Here is a 15,410-nt window from a genome sequence, read left to right as displayed (position 1 = left end):
ATGCCAGAGCAGTGACCGAGCGATGGAAACGACGATATGACGACTGCAGCGGTTGACGGCGTGTCCTCCGGCCGGGAAGCGGAGCGGACGCGCGGCGCCGTCGGCGGCAGCCGTGCGTTCGCATGGCTGCTGGTGATCACCGGAGCGGCCGGGCTGCTGGCCGCGTGGATCATCACGATCGACAAGTTCAAGATCCTCGAGGCCAAGATCGCCGGGACGACGTTCACCCCCGGCTGCAGCCTGAACCCGATCGTCTCCTGCGGCAGCGTGATGGAGAGCGAACAGGCCTCGGCGTTCGGCTTCCCGAACCCCATGCTCGGCCTCGTCACCTACGCGATCGTGATCGGCGTCGGCATGAGCCTCCTCGCCGGCGCGCGCTTCCGCCGCTGGTACTGGCTGACGTTCAACGCGGGCACCCTCTTCGGCGTCGCGTTCTGCACCTGGCTCCAGTACCAGTCGCTGTACAGCATCAACGCACTGTGCCTCTGGTGCTGCCTGGCGTGGGTCGCCACGATCTTCATGTTCTGGTACGTCACCTCGCACAACATCCGCAACGGACTGCTGCCCGCCCCGGCCTGGGCGAAGGGCTTCCTCGCCGAGTTCACGTGGGTCCTGCCGGTGCTGCACACCGGTGTCATCGGCATGCTGATCCTGACGCGCTGGTGGGACTTCTGGCTCGGCTGAGCCGCGGGCGCCGGACGGGGCACCGCCGGTGGCCGGAGAGGGGTCCGGAGGGCTCCCGAGGCACCGCGGCGGGGGCTGTCAGTCCCCTCACTTAGGCTTCATCACGTGGAGCCCGATCTTTTCACCGCCGCCGCCGAGGAACGCCAGGAGAAGGATCCGTCGGCGAGCCCGCTGGCCGTCCGCATGCGTCCCCGCACCCTCGACGAGGTCGTGGGCCAGCAGCATCTGCTCAAGCCGGGGTCCCCGCTGCGCCGGCTCGTCGGCGAGGGCTCCGGCGGGCCCGCGGGAGCCTCCTCGGTGATCCTCTGGGGCCCGCCCGGCACGGGCAAGACGACCCTGGCGTACGTCGTCTCCAAGGCGACCAACAAGCGCTTCGTCGAACTCTCCGCGATCACCGCCGGAGTCAAGGAGGTCCGGGCCGTCATCGACGGGGCCCGCCGTGCCGCGGGCGGCTTCGGCAAGGAGACCGTCCTCTTCCTCGACGAGATCCACCGCTTCAGCAAGGCCCAGCAGGACTCCCTGCTCCCCGCCGTGGAGAACCGCTGGGTGACGCTGATCGCCGCGACCACGGAGAACCCGTACTTCTCGGTGATCTCCCCGCTGCTGTCCCGCTCCCTGCTGCTCACGCTGGAGCCGCTCACCGACGACGACGTGCGCGGTCTGCTGCGCCGGGCGCTGACCGACGAGCGCGGTCTCGACGGCGCCGTGACGCTGCCGGACGACTCCGAGGCGCATCTGCTGCGGATCGCCGGGGGCGACGCGAGACGCGCCCTGACCGCACTGGAGGCCGCGGCGGGCGCCGCGCTGGCCAAGGGCGAGTCGGAGATCCTCCTCCAGACCGTGGAGGAGACGGTCGACCGTGCGGCGGTGAAGTACGACCGGGACGGCGACCAGCACTACGACGTGGCGAGTGCGCTCATCAAGTCCATCCGGGGCTCGGACGTGGACGCCGCGCTGCACTACCTGGCCCGGATGATCGAGGCCGGGGAGGACCCGCGCTTCATCGCCCGGCGGCTGATGATCTCGGCCAGCGAGGACATCGGGCTCGCCGATCCGACGGCCCTGCCGACCGCCGTCGCGGCCGCCCAGGCCGTGGCCATGATCGGTTTCCCGGAGGCGGCGCTCACCCTGAGCCACGCCACCATCGCGCTGGCCCTGGCGCCCAAGTCCAACGCCGCCACGACGGCGATAGGCGCCGCGCTGGCCGACGTGCGCAACGGGCTGGCGGGACCCGTCCCGCGGCATCTGCGCGACGGCCACTACAAGGGCGCGGCGAAGCTCGGCCACGCCCAGGGGTACGTGTATCCGCACGACGTCCCGGGCGGGATCGCCCCGCAGCAGTACGCGCCGGACGCCGTCCACGGCAAGCGCTACTACGAACCGACGCGGTACGGAGCGGAAGCGCGCTACGCGGACGTGGTCGAGAAGGTGCGCGAGCGGCTGCGCGGCGAGACCCCGCCGGGGTCCTGACCGGGCCCGCCCGGCAGCGGCGCCCGGTCACCCCGTGGCAGCGGCGAAGAGGGTGTGCATCGCGTGCCGGAGCGCTCCGGTGTCCTGCACGGGCTCGGGGAAGTCGAAGCGGGCGTCGAACGTACGGCCCTCCGCGGTGGTGCAGCGCAGCCGCAGGCCGAAGCGGTCGAGGGCCAGCGGCACCACGTCCCGTACCGCGGCGCCCGCTTCGCCGGCACGCTCACCGAGCAGACCGGCCAGCCCCCGCACCTGCTCGCCGTGCGCCGAGTGCAGATGCTGCAGCAGGTCCGCCTCGTGCGGTGCGACGGGATCGGGCTCGGTCGCGCCGAGGTCCGCGGGATCCACACGGCCCGCGCCCCACAGGTCGTCGAGCGAGATCTCGCCGGTCTCCAGCCGCACGAGCATCCAGGCCGGATGGTCCGCGTCGGTGTACGAGGGGGCGTGTTCGGGATGCCGCTCGGCGAGCAGCCGTTCGCAGCGGGCGCGGTCCTCGTTGCGCACGGCGGTGAGCCAGCCCGCCAGCCAGGCCCTGCCCCGGATCCGCTGCCGCACCGCGACGGGGGCGACATCGGTGATCTCCATCACGCAGGTGAGGTCGTCGTCCTGGGCGTAGGCGGCCGCCCGTGCCGTGGGAGAATCCCATGGCACAAGGAGAACGACGTCCCCCTCGGGAGTGACGGTGCGTGCGGCGGGTTCCCAGTATCCGGGACCGTGGTCGCGAGCACCCGGCAGCGTGAGGGATACTGAGGCGTTGTTCTCAACGAGGGTTCGTACGCGCTCGGCTTCGGTGGGCTGCCGGGCGCCTTCCCTGGGACGCGGCTGACCTTGTTCATCGTCGTCGCAAGCGGACATCGATTCTGTCGAGTCGTCCGAACTGCGATGCGCACTGGGCAGGGGGATCCCATGCGGTCGAGACATTACGTCCTCCTCGAATAAGGTAAGGCTCACCTAACTTACATGGAGGTAGGTTCCCCGTGAACCAGTCGCGACCCAAGGTCAAGAAGTCGCGTGCTCTCGGCATCGCCCTGACGCCGAAGGCCGTCAAGTACTTCGAGGCTCGCCCCTACCCGCCGGGTGAGCACGGCCGCGGCCGCAAGCAGAACTCGGACTACAAGGTCCGTCTGCTCGAGAAGCAGCGTCTTCGTGCGCAGTACGACGTCTCGGAGCGTCAGCTGGTCCGCGCCTACGAGCGCGCCAGCAAGGTGCAGGGCAAGACCGGTGAGGCCCTGATCATCGAGCTCGAGCGCCGTCTCGACGCCCTGGTGCTCCGCTCCGGCATCGCCCGGACGATCTACCAGGCCCGTCAGATGGTCGTCCACGGCCACATCGAGGTCAACGGCGGCAAGGTCGACAAGCCGTCCTTCCGTGTCCGCCCGGACGACGTCATCACGGTCCGTGAGCGCTCGCGCGAGAAGCACCCGTTCCAGGTCGCCCGTGAGGGTGGCTACGCGCCCGACGGTGAGACCCCGCGTTACCTGCAGGTCAACCTCAAGGCGCTCGCCTTCCGCCTGGACCGGGAGCCGAACCGCAAGGAGATCCCGGTGATCTGCGACGAGCAGCTGGTCGTCGAGTACTACGCCCGCTGAGCCGGCGGCAGTACCACCGGCCTCAGCGCCCCGGCCCGCCGCCTCCCCGCCCTCACCGGCGGGGGAGCGGCGGGCTCTCGCGTTCCGCCCGACCGGGACGGAGGGGGCTGAGCCGACCGTGGGCACGGAGCGTGTGCGGCCGGGAACGGCCCGTGGAATCCCCGCAACTCCCGTGCTGCGGTCACTGATCCGTTACGGGGTCCGACCCCGGGCGCGATAGGGTCGGACAAAGACTTTCGAAGTGGCCCTCGACGAGCAGAGAGCGGTGCAGCGTGACCGGTGGAGAGGTTGCCGGGATCCTGGTGGCCGTCTTCTGGGCGATCCTGGTCTCCTTCCTCGCCGTGGTGCTGGTGAGGCTGGCCCAGACGCTCAGGGCGACCACCAAGCTGGTGGCGGAGGTGACCGAACAGGCGGTGCCGTTGCTGGCCGACGCCTCGGCCACCGTCCGCTCCGCGCAGACCCAGCTCGACCGGGTCGACGCCATCGCCTCCGACGTCCAGGAGGTCACCTCGAACGCGTCGGCGCTCTCCACCACCGTCGCCTCGACGTTCGGTGGCCCGCTCGTGAAGGTCGCCGCGTTCGGCTACGGCGTGCGCCGCGCGATGAGCCGCACCAAGGACGGCGCACCGCCCGCGCAGACGCGGCGCACGGTCGTCGTCGGCCGCACCGTACCGGCCGCGAGGCGCCGGAAGCAGAAGGACTGAGACCCGATGTTCCGTCGTGCGTTCTGGTTCACCGCCGGCGCCGCCGCAGGCGTGTGGGCCACCACCAAGGTCAACCGCAAACTCAGGCAGCTGACTCCGGAGAGCCTCGCCGCCCAGGCGGCGAACAAGGCGGTCGAGACCGGACACCGGCTCAAGGACTTCGCCCTGGACGTCCGGGCCGGGATGGCCCAGCGCGAGGCCGAGCTCGGCGAGGCGCTGGGCATCGAGGCTCCCGTGGACAACCGGGCACTGCCCGCACAGCGCCGACGGGCCGCCCTGGAAAACCACAAGCACGACAAGAAGCACTACGAGATGCTTGACGAGAAGCGCTCGTACAACCGGAATGAGGACCACTGATGGAGTCGGCTGAAATCCGCCGCCGCTGGCTGAGCTTCTTCGAGGAGCGCGGGCACACCGTCGTGCCTTCGGCGTCGCTCATCGCGGACGACCCGACTCTGCTCCTGGTCAACGCAGGCATGGTCCCCTTCAAGCCGTACTTCCTGGGCGAGACCAAGCCGCCCGCCCCGCGCGCCACCAGTGTGCAGAAGTGCGTGCGCACGCCCGACATCGAAGAGGTCGGCAAAACCACCCGCCACGGCACGTTCTTCCAGATGTGCGGCAACTTCTCCTTCGGCGACTACTTCAAGGAAGGGGCCATCAAGTACGCCTGGGAGCTGCTGACCTCGCCCCAGGACAAGGGCGGTTACGGCCTCGAGCCCGAGAAGCTCTGGATCACGGTCTACCTCGACGACGACGAGGCCGAGCGCATCTGGCGCGAGGTCGTCGGCGTCCCCGCCGAGCGCATCCAGCGCCTGGGCAAGAAGGACAACTTCTGGTCCATGGGCGTCCCCGGACCGTGCGGCCCCTGCTCGGAGATCAACTACGACCGCGGCCCCGAGTTCGGCCCCGAGGGCGGCCCGGCCGTCAACGACGAGCGCTACGTGGAGATCTGGAACCTGGTCTTCATGCAGTACGAGCGCGGCGAGGGCTCCGGCAAGGAGGACTTCGAGATCGTCGGGGACCTGCCGAGCAAGAACATCGACACCGGTCTCGGACTCGAGCGTCTCGCCATGATCCTTCAGGGCGTGCAGAACATGTACGAGACGGACACCCTGCGCGTCGTCATCGACAAGGCCACGGAACTCACCGGCGTCCGCTACGGCGACAGCCACGAGTCGGACGTGTCCCTCCGCGTCGTCGCCGACCACATCCGTACGTCCGTGATGCTCATCGGCGACGGTGTGACCCCCGGCAACGAGGGCCGCGGCTACGTCCTTCGCCGCATCATGCGCCGCGCCATCCGCAACATGCGCCTCCTCGGCGCCACCGGTCCCGTCGTCTCCGCGCTGGTCGACGTGGTGATCAAGACCATGGGGCAGCAGTACCCGGAGCTGGAGACCGACCGCAAGCGCGTCGAGACCGTCGCGCTCGCCGAGGAGGCCCGCTTCCTCAAGACGCTGAACGCCGGTACGAACGTGCTGGACGGCGCCGTCACCGAGGCCCGCGACGCCGGCTCGACCGTCCTCTCCGGCGACAAGGCCTTCCTGCTCCACGACACCTGGGGCTTCCCGATCGACCTCACCCTCGAGATGGCCGCCGAACAGGGCCTGACCGTGGACGAGGACGGCTTCCGCCGTCTGATGAAGGAGCAGCGGGAGCGCGCCAAGGCCGACGCCAAGGCCAAGAAGACCGGCCACGCCGATCTGTCCTCCTACCGCGAGGTCGCCGACGCCTCCGGCTCGACCGAGTTCACCGGCTACTCGCAGACCGAGGGCGAGTCGACCATCGTCGGCCTGCTGGTCGACGGCGTGCCCTCGCCGGCCGCCACCGAGGGCGACCAGGTCGAGGTCGTCCTCGACCGCACCCCGTTCTACGCCGAGGGCGGCGGTCAGCTCGCCGACCAGGGCCGGATCAAGCTCGACTCGGGTGCCGTCATCGAGGTCCGTGACGTGCAGCAGCCCGTCCCGGGCGTTTCGGTGCACAAGGGTTCCGTACAGGTCGGCGAGGTGACCGTGGGCGCCTCCGCCTACGCCGCCATCGACGTCAGGCGCCGGCGCGCCATCGCCCGCGCCCACAGCGCCACGCACCTCACCCACCAGGCGCTTCGCGACGCCCTCGGCCCGACGGCCGCTCAGGCCGGTTCCGAGAACTCGCCGGGCCGCTTCCGCTTCGACTTCGGTTCCCCGGCCGCCGTCCCCGGCACGGTCCTGACCGACGTCGAGCAGAAGATCAACGAGGTCCTGGCCCGTGAGCTCGACGTCCAGGCCGAGGTCATGAGCATCGACGAGGCCAAGAAGCAGGGCGCCATCGCCGAGTTCGGCGAGAAGTACGGGGAGCGGGTCCGCGTCGTCACCATCGGCGACTTCTCCAAGGAGCTGTGCGGTGGCACGCACGTGCACAACACCTCCCAGCTGGGTCTGGTGAAGCTGCTGGGAGAGTCGTCGATCGGTTCGGGCGTGCGCCGTATCGAGGCCCTCGTCGGCGTCGACGCCTACCACTTCCTCGCCAAGGAGCACACGGTCGTCGCCCAGCTCCAGGAGCTGGTCAAGGGGCGTCCGGAGGAGCTTCCGGAGAAGATCGCCGGCATGCTCGGCAAGCTGAAGGACGCCGAGAAGGAGATCGAGAAGTTCCGGGCGGAGAAGGTCCTCCAGGCCGCCGCCGGTCTCGCCGAGAACGCCCGGGACATCCGCGGCACGGCGCTGGTCACCGGCCAGGTCCCGGACGGCACCTCTGCCGACGACCTGCGCAAGCTGGTCCTCGACGTCCGCGGCCGGCTCCAGCAGCAGTCGGGGGCCGGCGACCGTCCGGCCGTCGTGGCGCTGTTCACCACGGCCAACGGGCGTCCGCTGACCGTCATCGCCACCAACGAGGCCGCCCGTGAGCGCGGGCTCAAGGCCGGCGAGCTGGTCCGTGCCGCCGCCAAGACCCTCGGCGGCGGCGGTGGCGGCAAGCCGGACGTCGCCCAGGGCGGCGGGCAGAACCCGGAGGCCGTCGGCGACGCCATCGCCGCCGTCGAGCGCCTGGTCGCCGAGACGGCCTGATGCGCAGAGGACGTCGTCTCTCGATCGATGTCGGGGACGCCCGGATCGGGGTCGCCTCGTGCGACCCCGACGGGGTCCTCGCCACCCCGGTGGAGACCGTGCCGGGACGTGACGTCCCGGCCGCCCACCGGCGGCTGAGGCAGCTGGTCGAGGAGTACGAGCCGATCGAGGTGGTCGTGGGCCTGCCCCGTTCACTGAGCGGCGGCGAGGGCCCGGCGGCGGCCAAGGTCCGCGCCTTCGCCCAGGAACTCGCCCACGGTGTCCACCCGGTTCCGGTGCGACTGGTCGACGAGAGGATGACCACAGTGACGGCCAGTCAGGGGCTGCGCGCTTCGGGTGTGAAGTCCAAAAAGGGCCGGTCTGTCATCGACCAGGTCGCGGCAGTTGTCATCCTTCAGAACGCTTTGGAGGCCGAACGGACCTCGGGAGGTCCCCCGGGCGAGGGCGTCGAAGTGGTCATCTGATCGCGATACGGTAACGTTCCGCGCGATGCGGCGGTGTTCGAACAACCGCCGCACAACGTAGAGGCGGAGCGTTCGTCGCTCGTCTCGCGGCTCTAGGGGATCGATGACTGATTATGGCCGGGGCCCCGGCTCCGAACCGTGGCACCCCGAGGATCCTTTGTACGGGGACCAGGGGCGGAGAGGACAGCAGGGTGGCGCCGGCCCTGCGTCCTACGGCGGCCAGCCGCAGCAGCAGTACCCGCAGGAGCCGCAGGACCCCGCCCACTACGGGGGCGGGGAGTACCGGACGGGCCATCCTCAGCAGTACGGGCAGCAGTACGACACGGGCCAGTACGGTCAGCAGCAGTACGACACGGGCCAGTACGACACGGGACAGTACGGTCAGCAGCAGTACGACACGGGGCAGTACGCCACCGGCCAGTACAGCACGGGCCGGCACGACACAGGGCAGTACGACACCGGTCAGTACGCCACCGGGCAGTACGGCGGCGGTTGGGACACCGGCCCGCAGACGCAGTACGACCCGAACGCGGGAGCCGTCCCCTACACCGGTGGCGCCGACTACTACGGCACGCCCGACGCCTACCCGCCGCCGCAGCCTCCCGGGCGTCGCACCGCCCCGCCGCCCCAGGGGCAGCAGCCGCCTCCGGCGGACGACGACTGGGGGTCCGACCGGCAGGAGGAGGACCACCCGTTCTTCACGGGTGACGACCGCGGCCGCGACGACGAAGACGACGAGCCCGGCGAGACGACCCGCCGCGGCGGTGACGGTCGCGGCCCGGCCAAGAAAAAGAAGAAGGGCCGCAACGGCTTCGCCTGTCTGTTCGTCGCCCTGGTCCTCGTCGGCGGCGCCGGCGGTGCCGGCTATGTCGGTTACCAGTTCTGGCAGGGGCAGTTCGGTGAAGCACCCGACTTCGACGGCCCCGGCAGCGGAAGCGTGCAGGTGGAGATCGCCCTGGGCGCCAGCGGCACGGACATCGGCAACGCGCTCAAGAAGGCCGGCGTCGTCAAGAGCGTCGACGCCTTCGTCGCCGCGCAGAACGACAACCCCCGCGGCACGAGCATCCAGGACGGTGTCTACACCCTGAAGAAGGGGATGTCGGCCGAGGACGCCGTCAAGGCGATGCTCGACCCGAACAACCGCAACGCCCTCAGCATCGCCGAGGGCGCCCGGAACGCGGCGATCTACCAGCTGATCGACAAACGCCTCGAGCTCGACCCCGGCACGACGAAGGCCGTCGCCCTGAAGGAGGCGAAGAACCTCGGACTCCCCGTGTGGGCCCAGAACCACAAGGAGGTCAAGGACCCGCTGGAAGGATTCCTCTACCCGTCCACGTATCCGGTCGCGCCGGGCTCCAAGCCGGAGACGATCCTGAAGGCCATGGTCGCCCGGGCCAACCAGGAGTACGGGAAGGTCGACCTCGAGGCCAAGGCGAAGCAGCTCAAGCTGAACAACGCCTGGGAACTGATCACCGTGGCCAGCCTCGTGCAGGCCGAGGGCAAGAACGAGGACGACTACAGGAAGATGGCCGAGGTCATCTACAACCGCCTGAAGCCCACCAACACCGAGACCAACCAGCTGCTGCAGTTCGACTCGGCCTTCAACTACCTCAAGGGCCAGAGCAAGATCGACATCAGCGAGCGGGAGATCAACAGCAATCAGGACCCGTACAACACGTACACCCAGAAGGGGCTGCCGCCCGGGCCCATCGGCAACCCCGATCTGACGGCACTGAACGCCTCGATCAACCCGACCTCGAACGGCTGGCTGTACTTCGTGGCGACCGACGGCAAGCACAAGACCGAATACGCCACGAACCACGCGGACTTCGAGAAGCTCAAGGAAAAGTTCAATGACACGCGCGGCAGCGACTGACACACGCCGGGCCGCGGTCCTCGGGTCGCCGATCGCCCACTCGCTCTCCCCGGTGCTGCACCGCGCCGCCTACAAGGCGCTCGGCCTCATCGGCTGGTCCTACGACCGGTTCGAGGTGACCGAGGGGGACCTGGAGGGCTTCCTCCTCGGACTGGACGCGAGCTGGGCCGGGCTGTCGCTCACCATGCCGCTGAAGCGCGCGGTCATCCCGCTGCTCGACGAGATCAGCGCCACCGCCGCCGCCGTCGAGGCGGTCAACACGGTCGTCCTCGGCGAGGACGGCCGGCGCACCGGCGACAACACCGACATCCCCGGCATGGTCGCCGCCCTGCGCGAGCGCGGCGTGGAGAAGGTCGACCACGCGGCCGTCCTGGGCGCCGGGGCGACCGCCTCCTCCGCGCTCGCCGCGCTCGGCCGGATCTGCACGGGGCCGGTCACCGCCTATGTGCGCAGCCGGGCCCGGGCCGAGGAGATGCGCGGGTGGGGCGCGCGACTCGGCGTCGAGGTGCACACGGCCGACTGGGCGGAGGCGGCGCACGCCTTCGACGCCCCGCTGGTCGTCGCCACCACCCCGGCCGGGGCGACGGACACCCTCGTCCCGTACGTCCCGGAAGGCCCCGGCACCCTGTTCGACGTGCTCTACGACCCGTGGCCCACACCGCTCGCCGCGGTCTGGGCCGAGCAGGGCGGCTCCGTCGTCGGCGGTCTCGACCTGCTGGTGCACCAGGCCGTGTTCCAGGTCGAGCAGATGACCGGACGCTCCCCGGCCCCGCTGGCCGCGATGCGCGCGGCCGGCGAGGAGGCCCTCGCAGGGCGCTGACACCAGGGCCCTCAGCGGCTCCGGATCACGCCGGTCGTGTCCCGTCCGCCCGTCCGTCTGCTGGACCACGGCCGGGTGCGCGGCCCGGACGTGGGAGGATCGGGGGAGGCGGGCCCGGGCCGCGCCGCTCCCGGCCACCACAGGCCGGGGGTGTCTCCAGCCGCTGGAGGAGTGCCCCGAGGCCGCGCCGTCGCAGTTCCAGGCGCGAGCATGAGGAGCACCGTTGAGCAGGTTGCGTTGGCTGACCGCGGGGGAGTCGCACGGACCCGCGCTGGTGGCGACGTTGGAGGGTCTTCCCGCCGGCGTCCCGGTCACCACGGGGATGGTGGCGGACCATCTGGCACGGCGGCGCCTGGGTTATGGACGTGGTGCGCGGATGAAGTTCGAGCGGGACGAGGTGACCTTCCTCGGTGGGGTGCGGCACGGGCTCACGCTGGGTTCTCCGGTCGCGGTCATGGTGGGCAACACGGAGTGGCCCAAGTGGGAGAAGGTGATGGCGGCCGATCCGGTCGATCCGGCCGAGCTGGCCGAGTTGGCTCGTAACGCGCCGTTGACCCGGCCCCGGCCTGGTCATGCGGATCTTGCGGGGATGCAGAAGTACGGCTTCGACGAGGCCCGGCCGGTGCTGGAGCGTGCGAGTGCCCGGGAGACCGCGGCGCGTGTCGCTCTGGGCGCCGTCGCCCGCTCCTATCTGAGGGAGACGGCGGGCGTCGAGATCGTCTCGCATGTGGTCGAGCTTGCCGCGGCCAGGGCTCCCCGCGGGGTGTACCCGACGCCGGCGGATGTGGAGAGGCTCGACGCCGACCCGGTGCGCTGCCTGGACGCGGACGCGTCGAAGGCGATGGTCGCGGAGATCGATCAGGCGCACAAGGACGGTGACACGCTCGGTGGTGTGGTGGAGGTGCTTGCCTACGGGGTGCCGGTGGGTCTGGGTTCGCACGTGCACTGGGACCGCCGGCTCGATGCGCGTCTGGCCGCGGCGCTGATGGGCATCCAGGCGATCAAGGGTGTGGAGGTCGGTGACGGTTTCGAGCTGGCCCGGGTGCCCGGTTCCCGGGCCCATGACGAGATCGTCTCCACCGAGGACGGCATCCGTCGCTCCTCCGGCCGCTCCGGCGGTACCGAGGGTGGTCTGAGCACGGGGGAGCTGCTGCGGGTGCGTGCGGCGATGAAGCCGATCGCGACCGTGCCGCGTGCGCTCAGGACGGTGGACGTGGTGACCGGCGAGTCCGCCGCGGCCCACCACCAGCGCTCGGATGTGTGTGCTGTGCCGGCGGCGGGGATCGTGGCCGAGGCGATGGTGGCGCTGGTGCTGGCGGACGCCGTCGCGGAGAAGTTCGGCGGTGACAGCGTTCCCGAGACCCGCCGCAACGTGCGCTCGTACCTCGAGAACCTGGCCGTCCGGTGAGCCCGCACGAGGCCGCGCCCCCGCGGCCCGGCGCGGGCGGCCCGAAGGTCGTACTGATCGGGCCGATGGGCGTCGGCAAGTCCACGGTCGGCGCCCTGCTGGCCGAGCGCCTCGGCACCGGCTACCGCGACACCGACGCCGACATCGTGGCGGCCGAGGGCCGCGAGATCTCGGACATCTTCATCGAGGACGGCGAACCGCACTTCCGCGAGCTGGAGAGCGCGGCGGTCCGCACCGCCGTCGCCGAGCACACGGGCGTACTCGCCCTCGGAGGCGGCGCGATCCTCGACCGGGGCACCCGTGAACTGTTGTCCGGGCTGCCCGTCGCGTATCTCTCGATGGACGTCGAGGAAGCCGTGCGCCGCGTCGGGCTGAACGCCGCCCGCCCGCTGCTCGCCGTCAACCCGCGCCGCCAGTGGCGTGAGCTGATGGAGGCCCGCCGGCACCTCTACACCGAAGTCGCCCGGGTCGTCGTCGCCACCGACGACCGCACGCCCGAAGAGGTCGCCCAGGCGGTCCTCGACGCACTCGAATGGAAGGACGCATGACCGAGCAGGCAGTCACCCGCATCCAGGTCGGCGGCACCGCGGGCTCCGAACCGTACGAGGTGCTCGTCGGCCGGCGGCTGCTGGGCGAGCTCCCGGGACTGATCGGGCCCCGGGCCAAGCGCGTCGCCGTCGTCCACCCCGAGGCCCTCGCCGAGACCGGTGAGGCGATCCGCCAGGACCTCGCCGACCAGGGCTACGAGGCCGTCGCCATCCAGGTGCCCAACGCCGAGGAGGCGAAGACCGTCGAGGTCGCGGCGTACTGCTGGAAGGCCCTCGGCCAGACGGGCTTCACCCGTACCGACGTCATCGTCGGCGTCGGCGGCGGCGCCACGACCGACCTCGCCGGGTTCGTCGCCGCGAGCTGGCTCCGAGGGGTGCGCTGGATCGCCGTGCCCACCACCGTCCTCGCCATGGTGGACGCGGCCGTCGGCGGCAAGACCGGCATCAACACCGCAGAGGGCAAGAACCTCGTGGGCGCCTTCCACCCGCCCGCCGGAGTGATCTGCGACCTCGGTGCGCTGGACTCCCTGCCCGTCCACGACTACGTCAGCGGCCTGGCCGAGATCATCAAGGCCGGCTTCATCGCGGACCCCGCCATCCTCGACCTGATCGAGGGGGACCCGGAGAGCGCCCGCACCCCCGCCGGACCGCACACCGCGGAGCTGATCGAGCGCTCGATCCGGGTCAAGGCGGACGTCGTCTCCAGCGACCTCAAGGAGTCCGGCCTCCGGGAGATCCTCAACTACGGCCACACGCTGGCGCACGCCATCGAGAAGAACGAGCGGTACAAGTGGCGGCACGGCGCCGCCGTCTCCGTCGGCATGGTCTTCGCCGCCGAGCTCGGCCGGCTCGCCGGCCGGCTCGACGACGCGACCGCCGACCGGCACCGGACCGTGCTGGAATCGGTCGGCCTGCCGCTCACCTACCGGGGCGACCAGTGGCCCAGGCTGCTGGAGACCATGAAGGTCGACAAGAAGTCCCGCGGCGATCTGCTGCGCTTCATCGTGCTCGACGGTCTCGCCAAGCCCACGGTGCTGGAGGGCCCGGACCCGGCCGTGCTGCTCGCCGCGTTCGGTGAGGTGTCCGCGTGAGCCGCCGCGTCCTCGTGCTGAACGGCCCGAACCTCGGACGCCTCGGCTCCCGGGAACCGGACGTGTACGGCTCCACCTCGTACGCGGGCCTGGTCGACGCCTGCCGGACCCTGGGCAAGGAGCTCGGCTTCGACGTCGACGTCCGGGAGACCAACGACGAGGGCGAGATGATCCGCTGGCTGCACGAGGCCGCCGACGGCTCGATCCCGGTCGTCATCAACCCCGGTGCCTTCACGCACTACTCGTACGGCATGCGCGACGCGGCCGCCCAGCGGACCGCCCCGCTCATCGAGGTGCACATCTCGAACCCGTACGCACGCGAGGAATTCCGCCACACTTCGGTGATCGCGGCGGTCGCCTCCGGAACCGTCGCCGGCTTCGGGATCGGCTCGTACCGGCTGGCCCTGCACGCGCTGGCCGAGGAACTCGACGGCTGAACCCGTCCGTCACGGGCACTTCGTACCGGCCCCGGCCGTTCCCACAGGAGCGACCGGGGAGGGTACCGTTCCGTACGGACGGGCCAACTCCCGTCCGACCAGCGTGAAGTCGTACGAGACGGAGTGGCACCGGATGCAGCACGCAGTGGGAGCTCCGCTGCCTCCCCACGGGCCGGGACACGTCCCGGGACCCGTGCCCGGGCACGCCCCGGCGGCCGGATGGGAGCACCAGGCCCAGCACCCCGGCCCCCCGCCACCGCAGAGCCCCCCGCCGCGGATGCCGCCCGCCCAGGGCTGGAGCGGCCCGGCGGCGCAGCAGGCGCCGGTGCCGCCCTCCCCGGAGACCACGGGACACGTCTCCCTCCCACCGGGCGGACCGGTTCCGATACCCTCACCGCCCGCCGACTGCGGCACCGGCACCGCCACGCTCGCGGTCCTGCTCATCGGCCCCGCGGGCGCGGGCAAGACGACCGTCGCGCGGCACTGGGCGCAGCACCGCCGCGTCCCCACCGCGCACATCAGCCTCGACGACGTCCGCGAATGGGTCTGCTCCGGCTTCGCCGACCCCCAGACCGGCTGGAACGACCAGTCCGAGGCCCAGTACCGCCTGGCCCGCCGCACCTGCGGCTTCGCCGCCCGCAACTTCCTGGCCAACGGCATCTCCTGCATCCTCGACGACGCCGTCTTCCCCGACCGCCCCGTCGTCGGGCTCGGCGGATGGAAGCGCCATGTCGGACCCGGGCTGCTGCCCGTGGTGCTGCTGCCCGGCCTGGAGATCGTCCTGGAGCGCAACGCCGAGCGCAGCGGCAACCGCCGCCTCTCGGACGAGGAGGTCGCCGGCATCCACGGCCGCATGGCCGGCTGGTACGGCTCGGGCCTGCCGATCATCGACAACTCCCAGTGCGACGTCGAGACCACCGCGCGCATCCTGGACGACGTGCTGGCCCGCGCGCTGAAGAGCCCGCCCGCCTGGTAGGCGCGCGCCGCGGCGTCCCTGACCGCGGCCGCACGCGGGCCGCTCCGTCGGCCGGCGAGCGGACCGCTCCACCACCCGCGTCGTCCGACCCACGGGTGCTCGTCCTCGACGAGCGCGCCGCCGCCCGTACGGAGCGCCCGCCCCGCACGGGGGTCGGTGGCACGCCGGCACCCGCGTCCCGCGCTGTGGTACGACGCCGAGTCACGGCGCCACGGTCCCGGGCCGAAGCGCGACGCGCACGCCGCAGCGCATGGCCGCGCTCCGACAAGCGCACCGGCCGCATCGACGCGTACCCGTCACCGGCC

15 protein-coding genes are annotated in these 15,410 nt (G+C 71.2%); 14 read left to right on the top strand and 1 reads right to left on the bottom strand.

Annotated elements, in window-relative coordinates; genetic code table 11:
• Positions 1–36 precede the first annotated feature (36 nt).
• Both QRN89_RS05580 and QRN89_RS05575 read left to right on the top strand, forming a co-directional pair.
• Positions 37–684 (top strand): vitamin K epoxide reductase family protein, encoded by a 648-nt coding sequence (locus QRN89_RS05580; RefSeq protein WP_290348239.1) that lies wholly within the window; start codon positions 37–39, stop codon positions 682–684.
• 105 nt (positions 685–789) lie between these two features.
• The gene (locus QRN89_RS05575; protein ID WP_290348238.1) at positions 790–2,154 is read left to right on the top strand and encodes a replication-associated recombination protein A; all 1,365 of its coding nucleotides are present in this window, start codon (positions 790–792) and stop codon (positions 2,152–2,154) included.
• A 27-nt stretch (positions 2,155–2,181) separates the two neighbouring features.
• On the opposite strand, the gene QRN89_RS05570 is transcribed toward QRN89_RS05575, so the two are convergent.
• Entirely contained in the window at positions 2,182–2,802 is a 621-nt protein-coding gene (locus tag QRN89_RS05570; RefSeq protein ID WP_356948608.1) for a DUF2470 domain-containing protein, read from the bottom strand.
• A gap of 326 nt (positions 2,803–3,128) precedes the next feature.
• Here QRN89_RS05570 and rpsD point away from each other — a divergent pair, with 326 nt between their 5' ends.
• The 12 genes from rpsD to QRN89_RS05510 all read left to right on the top strand — a co-directional run bounded on the left by rpsD (position 3,129) and on the right by QRN89_RS05510 (position 15,105).
• Positions 3,129–3,740 carry a 30S ribosomal protein S4 gene (gene rpsD / locus QRN89_RS05565; RefSeq protein WP_290348236.1) on the top strand — a complete coding sequence of 204 codons (612 nt, stop codon included), beginning with the start codon at positions 3,129–3,131 and terminating at the stop codon, positions 3,738–3,740.
• A 272-nt stretch (positions 3,741–4,012) separates the two neighbouring features.
• Positions 4,013–4,444: a DUF948 domain-containing protein gene (locus tag QRN89_RS05560; protein WP_290348235.1), complete on the top strand. Its 432-nt coding sequence runs from the start codon at positions 4,013–4,015 to the stop codon at positions 4,442–4,444.
• A gap of 6 nt (positions 4,445–4,450) precedes the next feature.
• Positions 4,451–4,801, top strand: a complete 351-nt coding sequence (locus tag QRN89_RS05555; RefSeq protein ID WP_290348234.1) for a DUF6167 family protein — start codon at positions 4,451–4,453, stop codon at positions 4,799–4,801.
• A complete protein-coding gene (alaS, locus tag QRN89_RS05550; RefSeq protein WP_290348233.1) occupies positions 4,801–7,485 on the top strand; it encodes an alanine--tRNA ligase in 2,685 nt (894 codons plus the stop codon). Before QRN89_RS05555 ends, alaS begins: the two co-directional genes overlap by 1 nt.
• A complete protein-coding gene (gene ruvX, locus QRN89_RS05545; RefSeq protein WP_290348232.1) occupies positions 7,485–7,949 on the top strand; it encodes a Holliday junction resolvase RuvX in 465 nt (154 codons plus the stop codon). Before alaS ends, ruvX begins: the two co-directional genes overlap by 1 nt.
• Before the next feature lie 103 nt (positions 7,950–8,052).
• A complete protein-coding gene (gene mltG / locus QRN89_RS05540; protein ID WP_290348231.1) occupies positions 8,053–9,825 on the top strand; it encodes an endolytic transglycosylase MltG in 1,773 nt (590 codons plus the stop codon).
• On the top strand, positions 9,803–10,645 hold the full coding sequence (locus QRN89_RS05535; RefSeq protein WP_290348230.1) for a shikimate dehydrogenase: 843 nt from the start codon (positions 9,803–9,805) through the stop codon (positions 10,643–10,645). Before mltG ends, QRN89_RS05535 begins: the two co-directional genes overlap by 23 nt.
• 223 nt (positions 10,646–10,868) lie before the next feature.
• Entirely contained in the window at positions 10,869–12,053 is a 1,185-nt protein-coding gene (gene aroC, locus QRN89_RS05530; RefSeq protein WP_290348229.1) for a chorismate synthase, read from the top strand.
• 65 nt (positions 12,054–12,118) lie between these two features.
• A complete protein-coding gene (locus QRN89_RS05525) occupies positions 12,119–12,601 on the top strand; it encodes a shikimate kinase (protein WP_290353574.1) in 483 nt (160 codons plus the stop codon).
• Complete coding sequence (aroB, locus tag QRN89_RS05520) at positions 12,598–13,692, top strand: 3-dehydroquinate synthase (protein ID WP_290348228.1); 1,095 nt, start codon at positions 12,598–12,600, stop codon at positions 13,690–13,692. The genes QRN89_RS05525 and aroB overlap by 4 nt, the downstream gene beginning before the upstream one ends.
• Positions 13,689–14,129 (top strand): type II 3-dehydroquinate dehydratase, encoded by a 441-nt coding sequence (gene aroQ / locus QRN89_RS05515; protein ID WP_290348227.1) that lies wholly within the window; start codon positions 13,689–13,691, stop codon positions 14,127–14,129. Before aroB ends, aroQ begins: the two co-directional genes overlap by 4 nt.
• 133 nt (positions 14,130–14,262) lie before the next feature.
• Positions 14,263–15,105: a Pro-rich N-terminal domain-containing protein gene (locus QRN89_RS05510; RefSeq protein ID WP_290348226.1), complete on the top strand. Its 843-nt coding sequence runs from the start codon at positions 14,263–14,265 to the stop codon at positions 15,103–15,105.
• The last annotated feature ends 305 nt before the right edge of the window (positions 15,106–15,410 follow it).

Source organism: Streptomyces sp. HUAS CB01, from assembly GCF_030406905.1.
Lineage (GTDB): Bacteria > Actinomycetota > Actinomycetes > Streptomycetales > Streptomycetaceae > Streptomyces > Streptomyces chengbuensis.
Note: the sequence above shows the minus strand (reverse complement) of the source record. Positions and strands in the feature narration are given on the sequence as shown.

Bases quoted from the DNA above. Each gene is read 5' to 3' on its own strand.
- mltG (WP_290348231.1), top strand. From the start codon at position 8,053: ATGACTGATTATGGCCGGGGCCCCGGCTCCGAACCGTGGCACCCCGAG.
- QRN89_RS05580 (WP_290348239.1), top strand. From the start codon at position 37: ATGACGACTGCAGCGGTTGACGGCGTGTCCTCCGGCCGGGAAGCGGAG.
- QRN89_RS05535 (WP_290348230.1), top strand. From the start codon at position 9,803: ATGACACGCGCGGCAGCGACTGACACACGCCGGGCCGCGGTCCTCGGG.
- aroB (WP_290348228.1), top strand. From the start codon at position 12,598: ATGACCGAGCAGGCAGTCACCCGCATCCAGGTCGGCGGCACCGCGGGC.
- alaS (WP_290348233.1), top strand. From the start codon at position 4,801: ATGGAGTCGGCTGAAATCCGCCGCCGCTGGCTGAGCTTCTTCGAGGAG.
- QRN89_RS05555 (WP_290348234.1), top strand. From the start codon at position 4,451: ATGTTCCGTCGTGCGTTCTGGTTCACCGCCGGCGCCGCCGCAGGCGTG.
- QRN89_RS05525 (WP_290353574.1), top strand. From the start codon at position 12,119: ATGGGCGTCGGCAAGTCCACGGTCGGCGCCCTGCTGGCCGAGCGCCTC.
- ruvX (WP_290348232.1), top strand. From the start codon at position 7,485: ATGCGCAGAGGACGTCGTCTCTCGATCGATGTCGGGGACGCCCGGATC.
- QRN89_RS05510 (WP_290348226.1), top strand. From the start codon at position 14,263: ATGCAGCACGCAGTGGGAGCTCCGCTGCCTCCCCACGGGCCGGGACAC.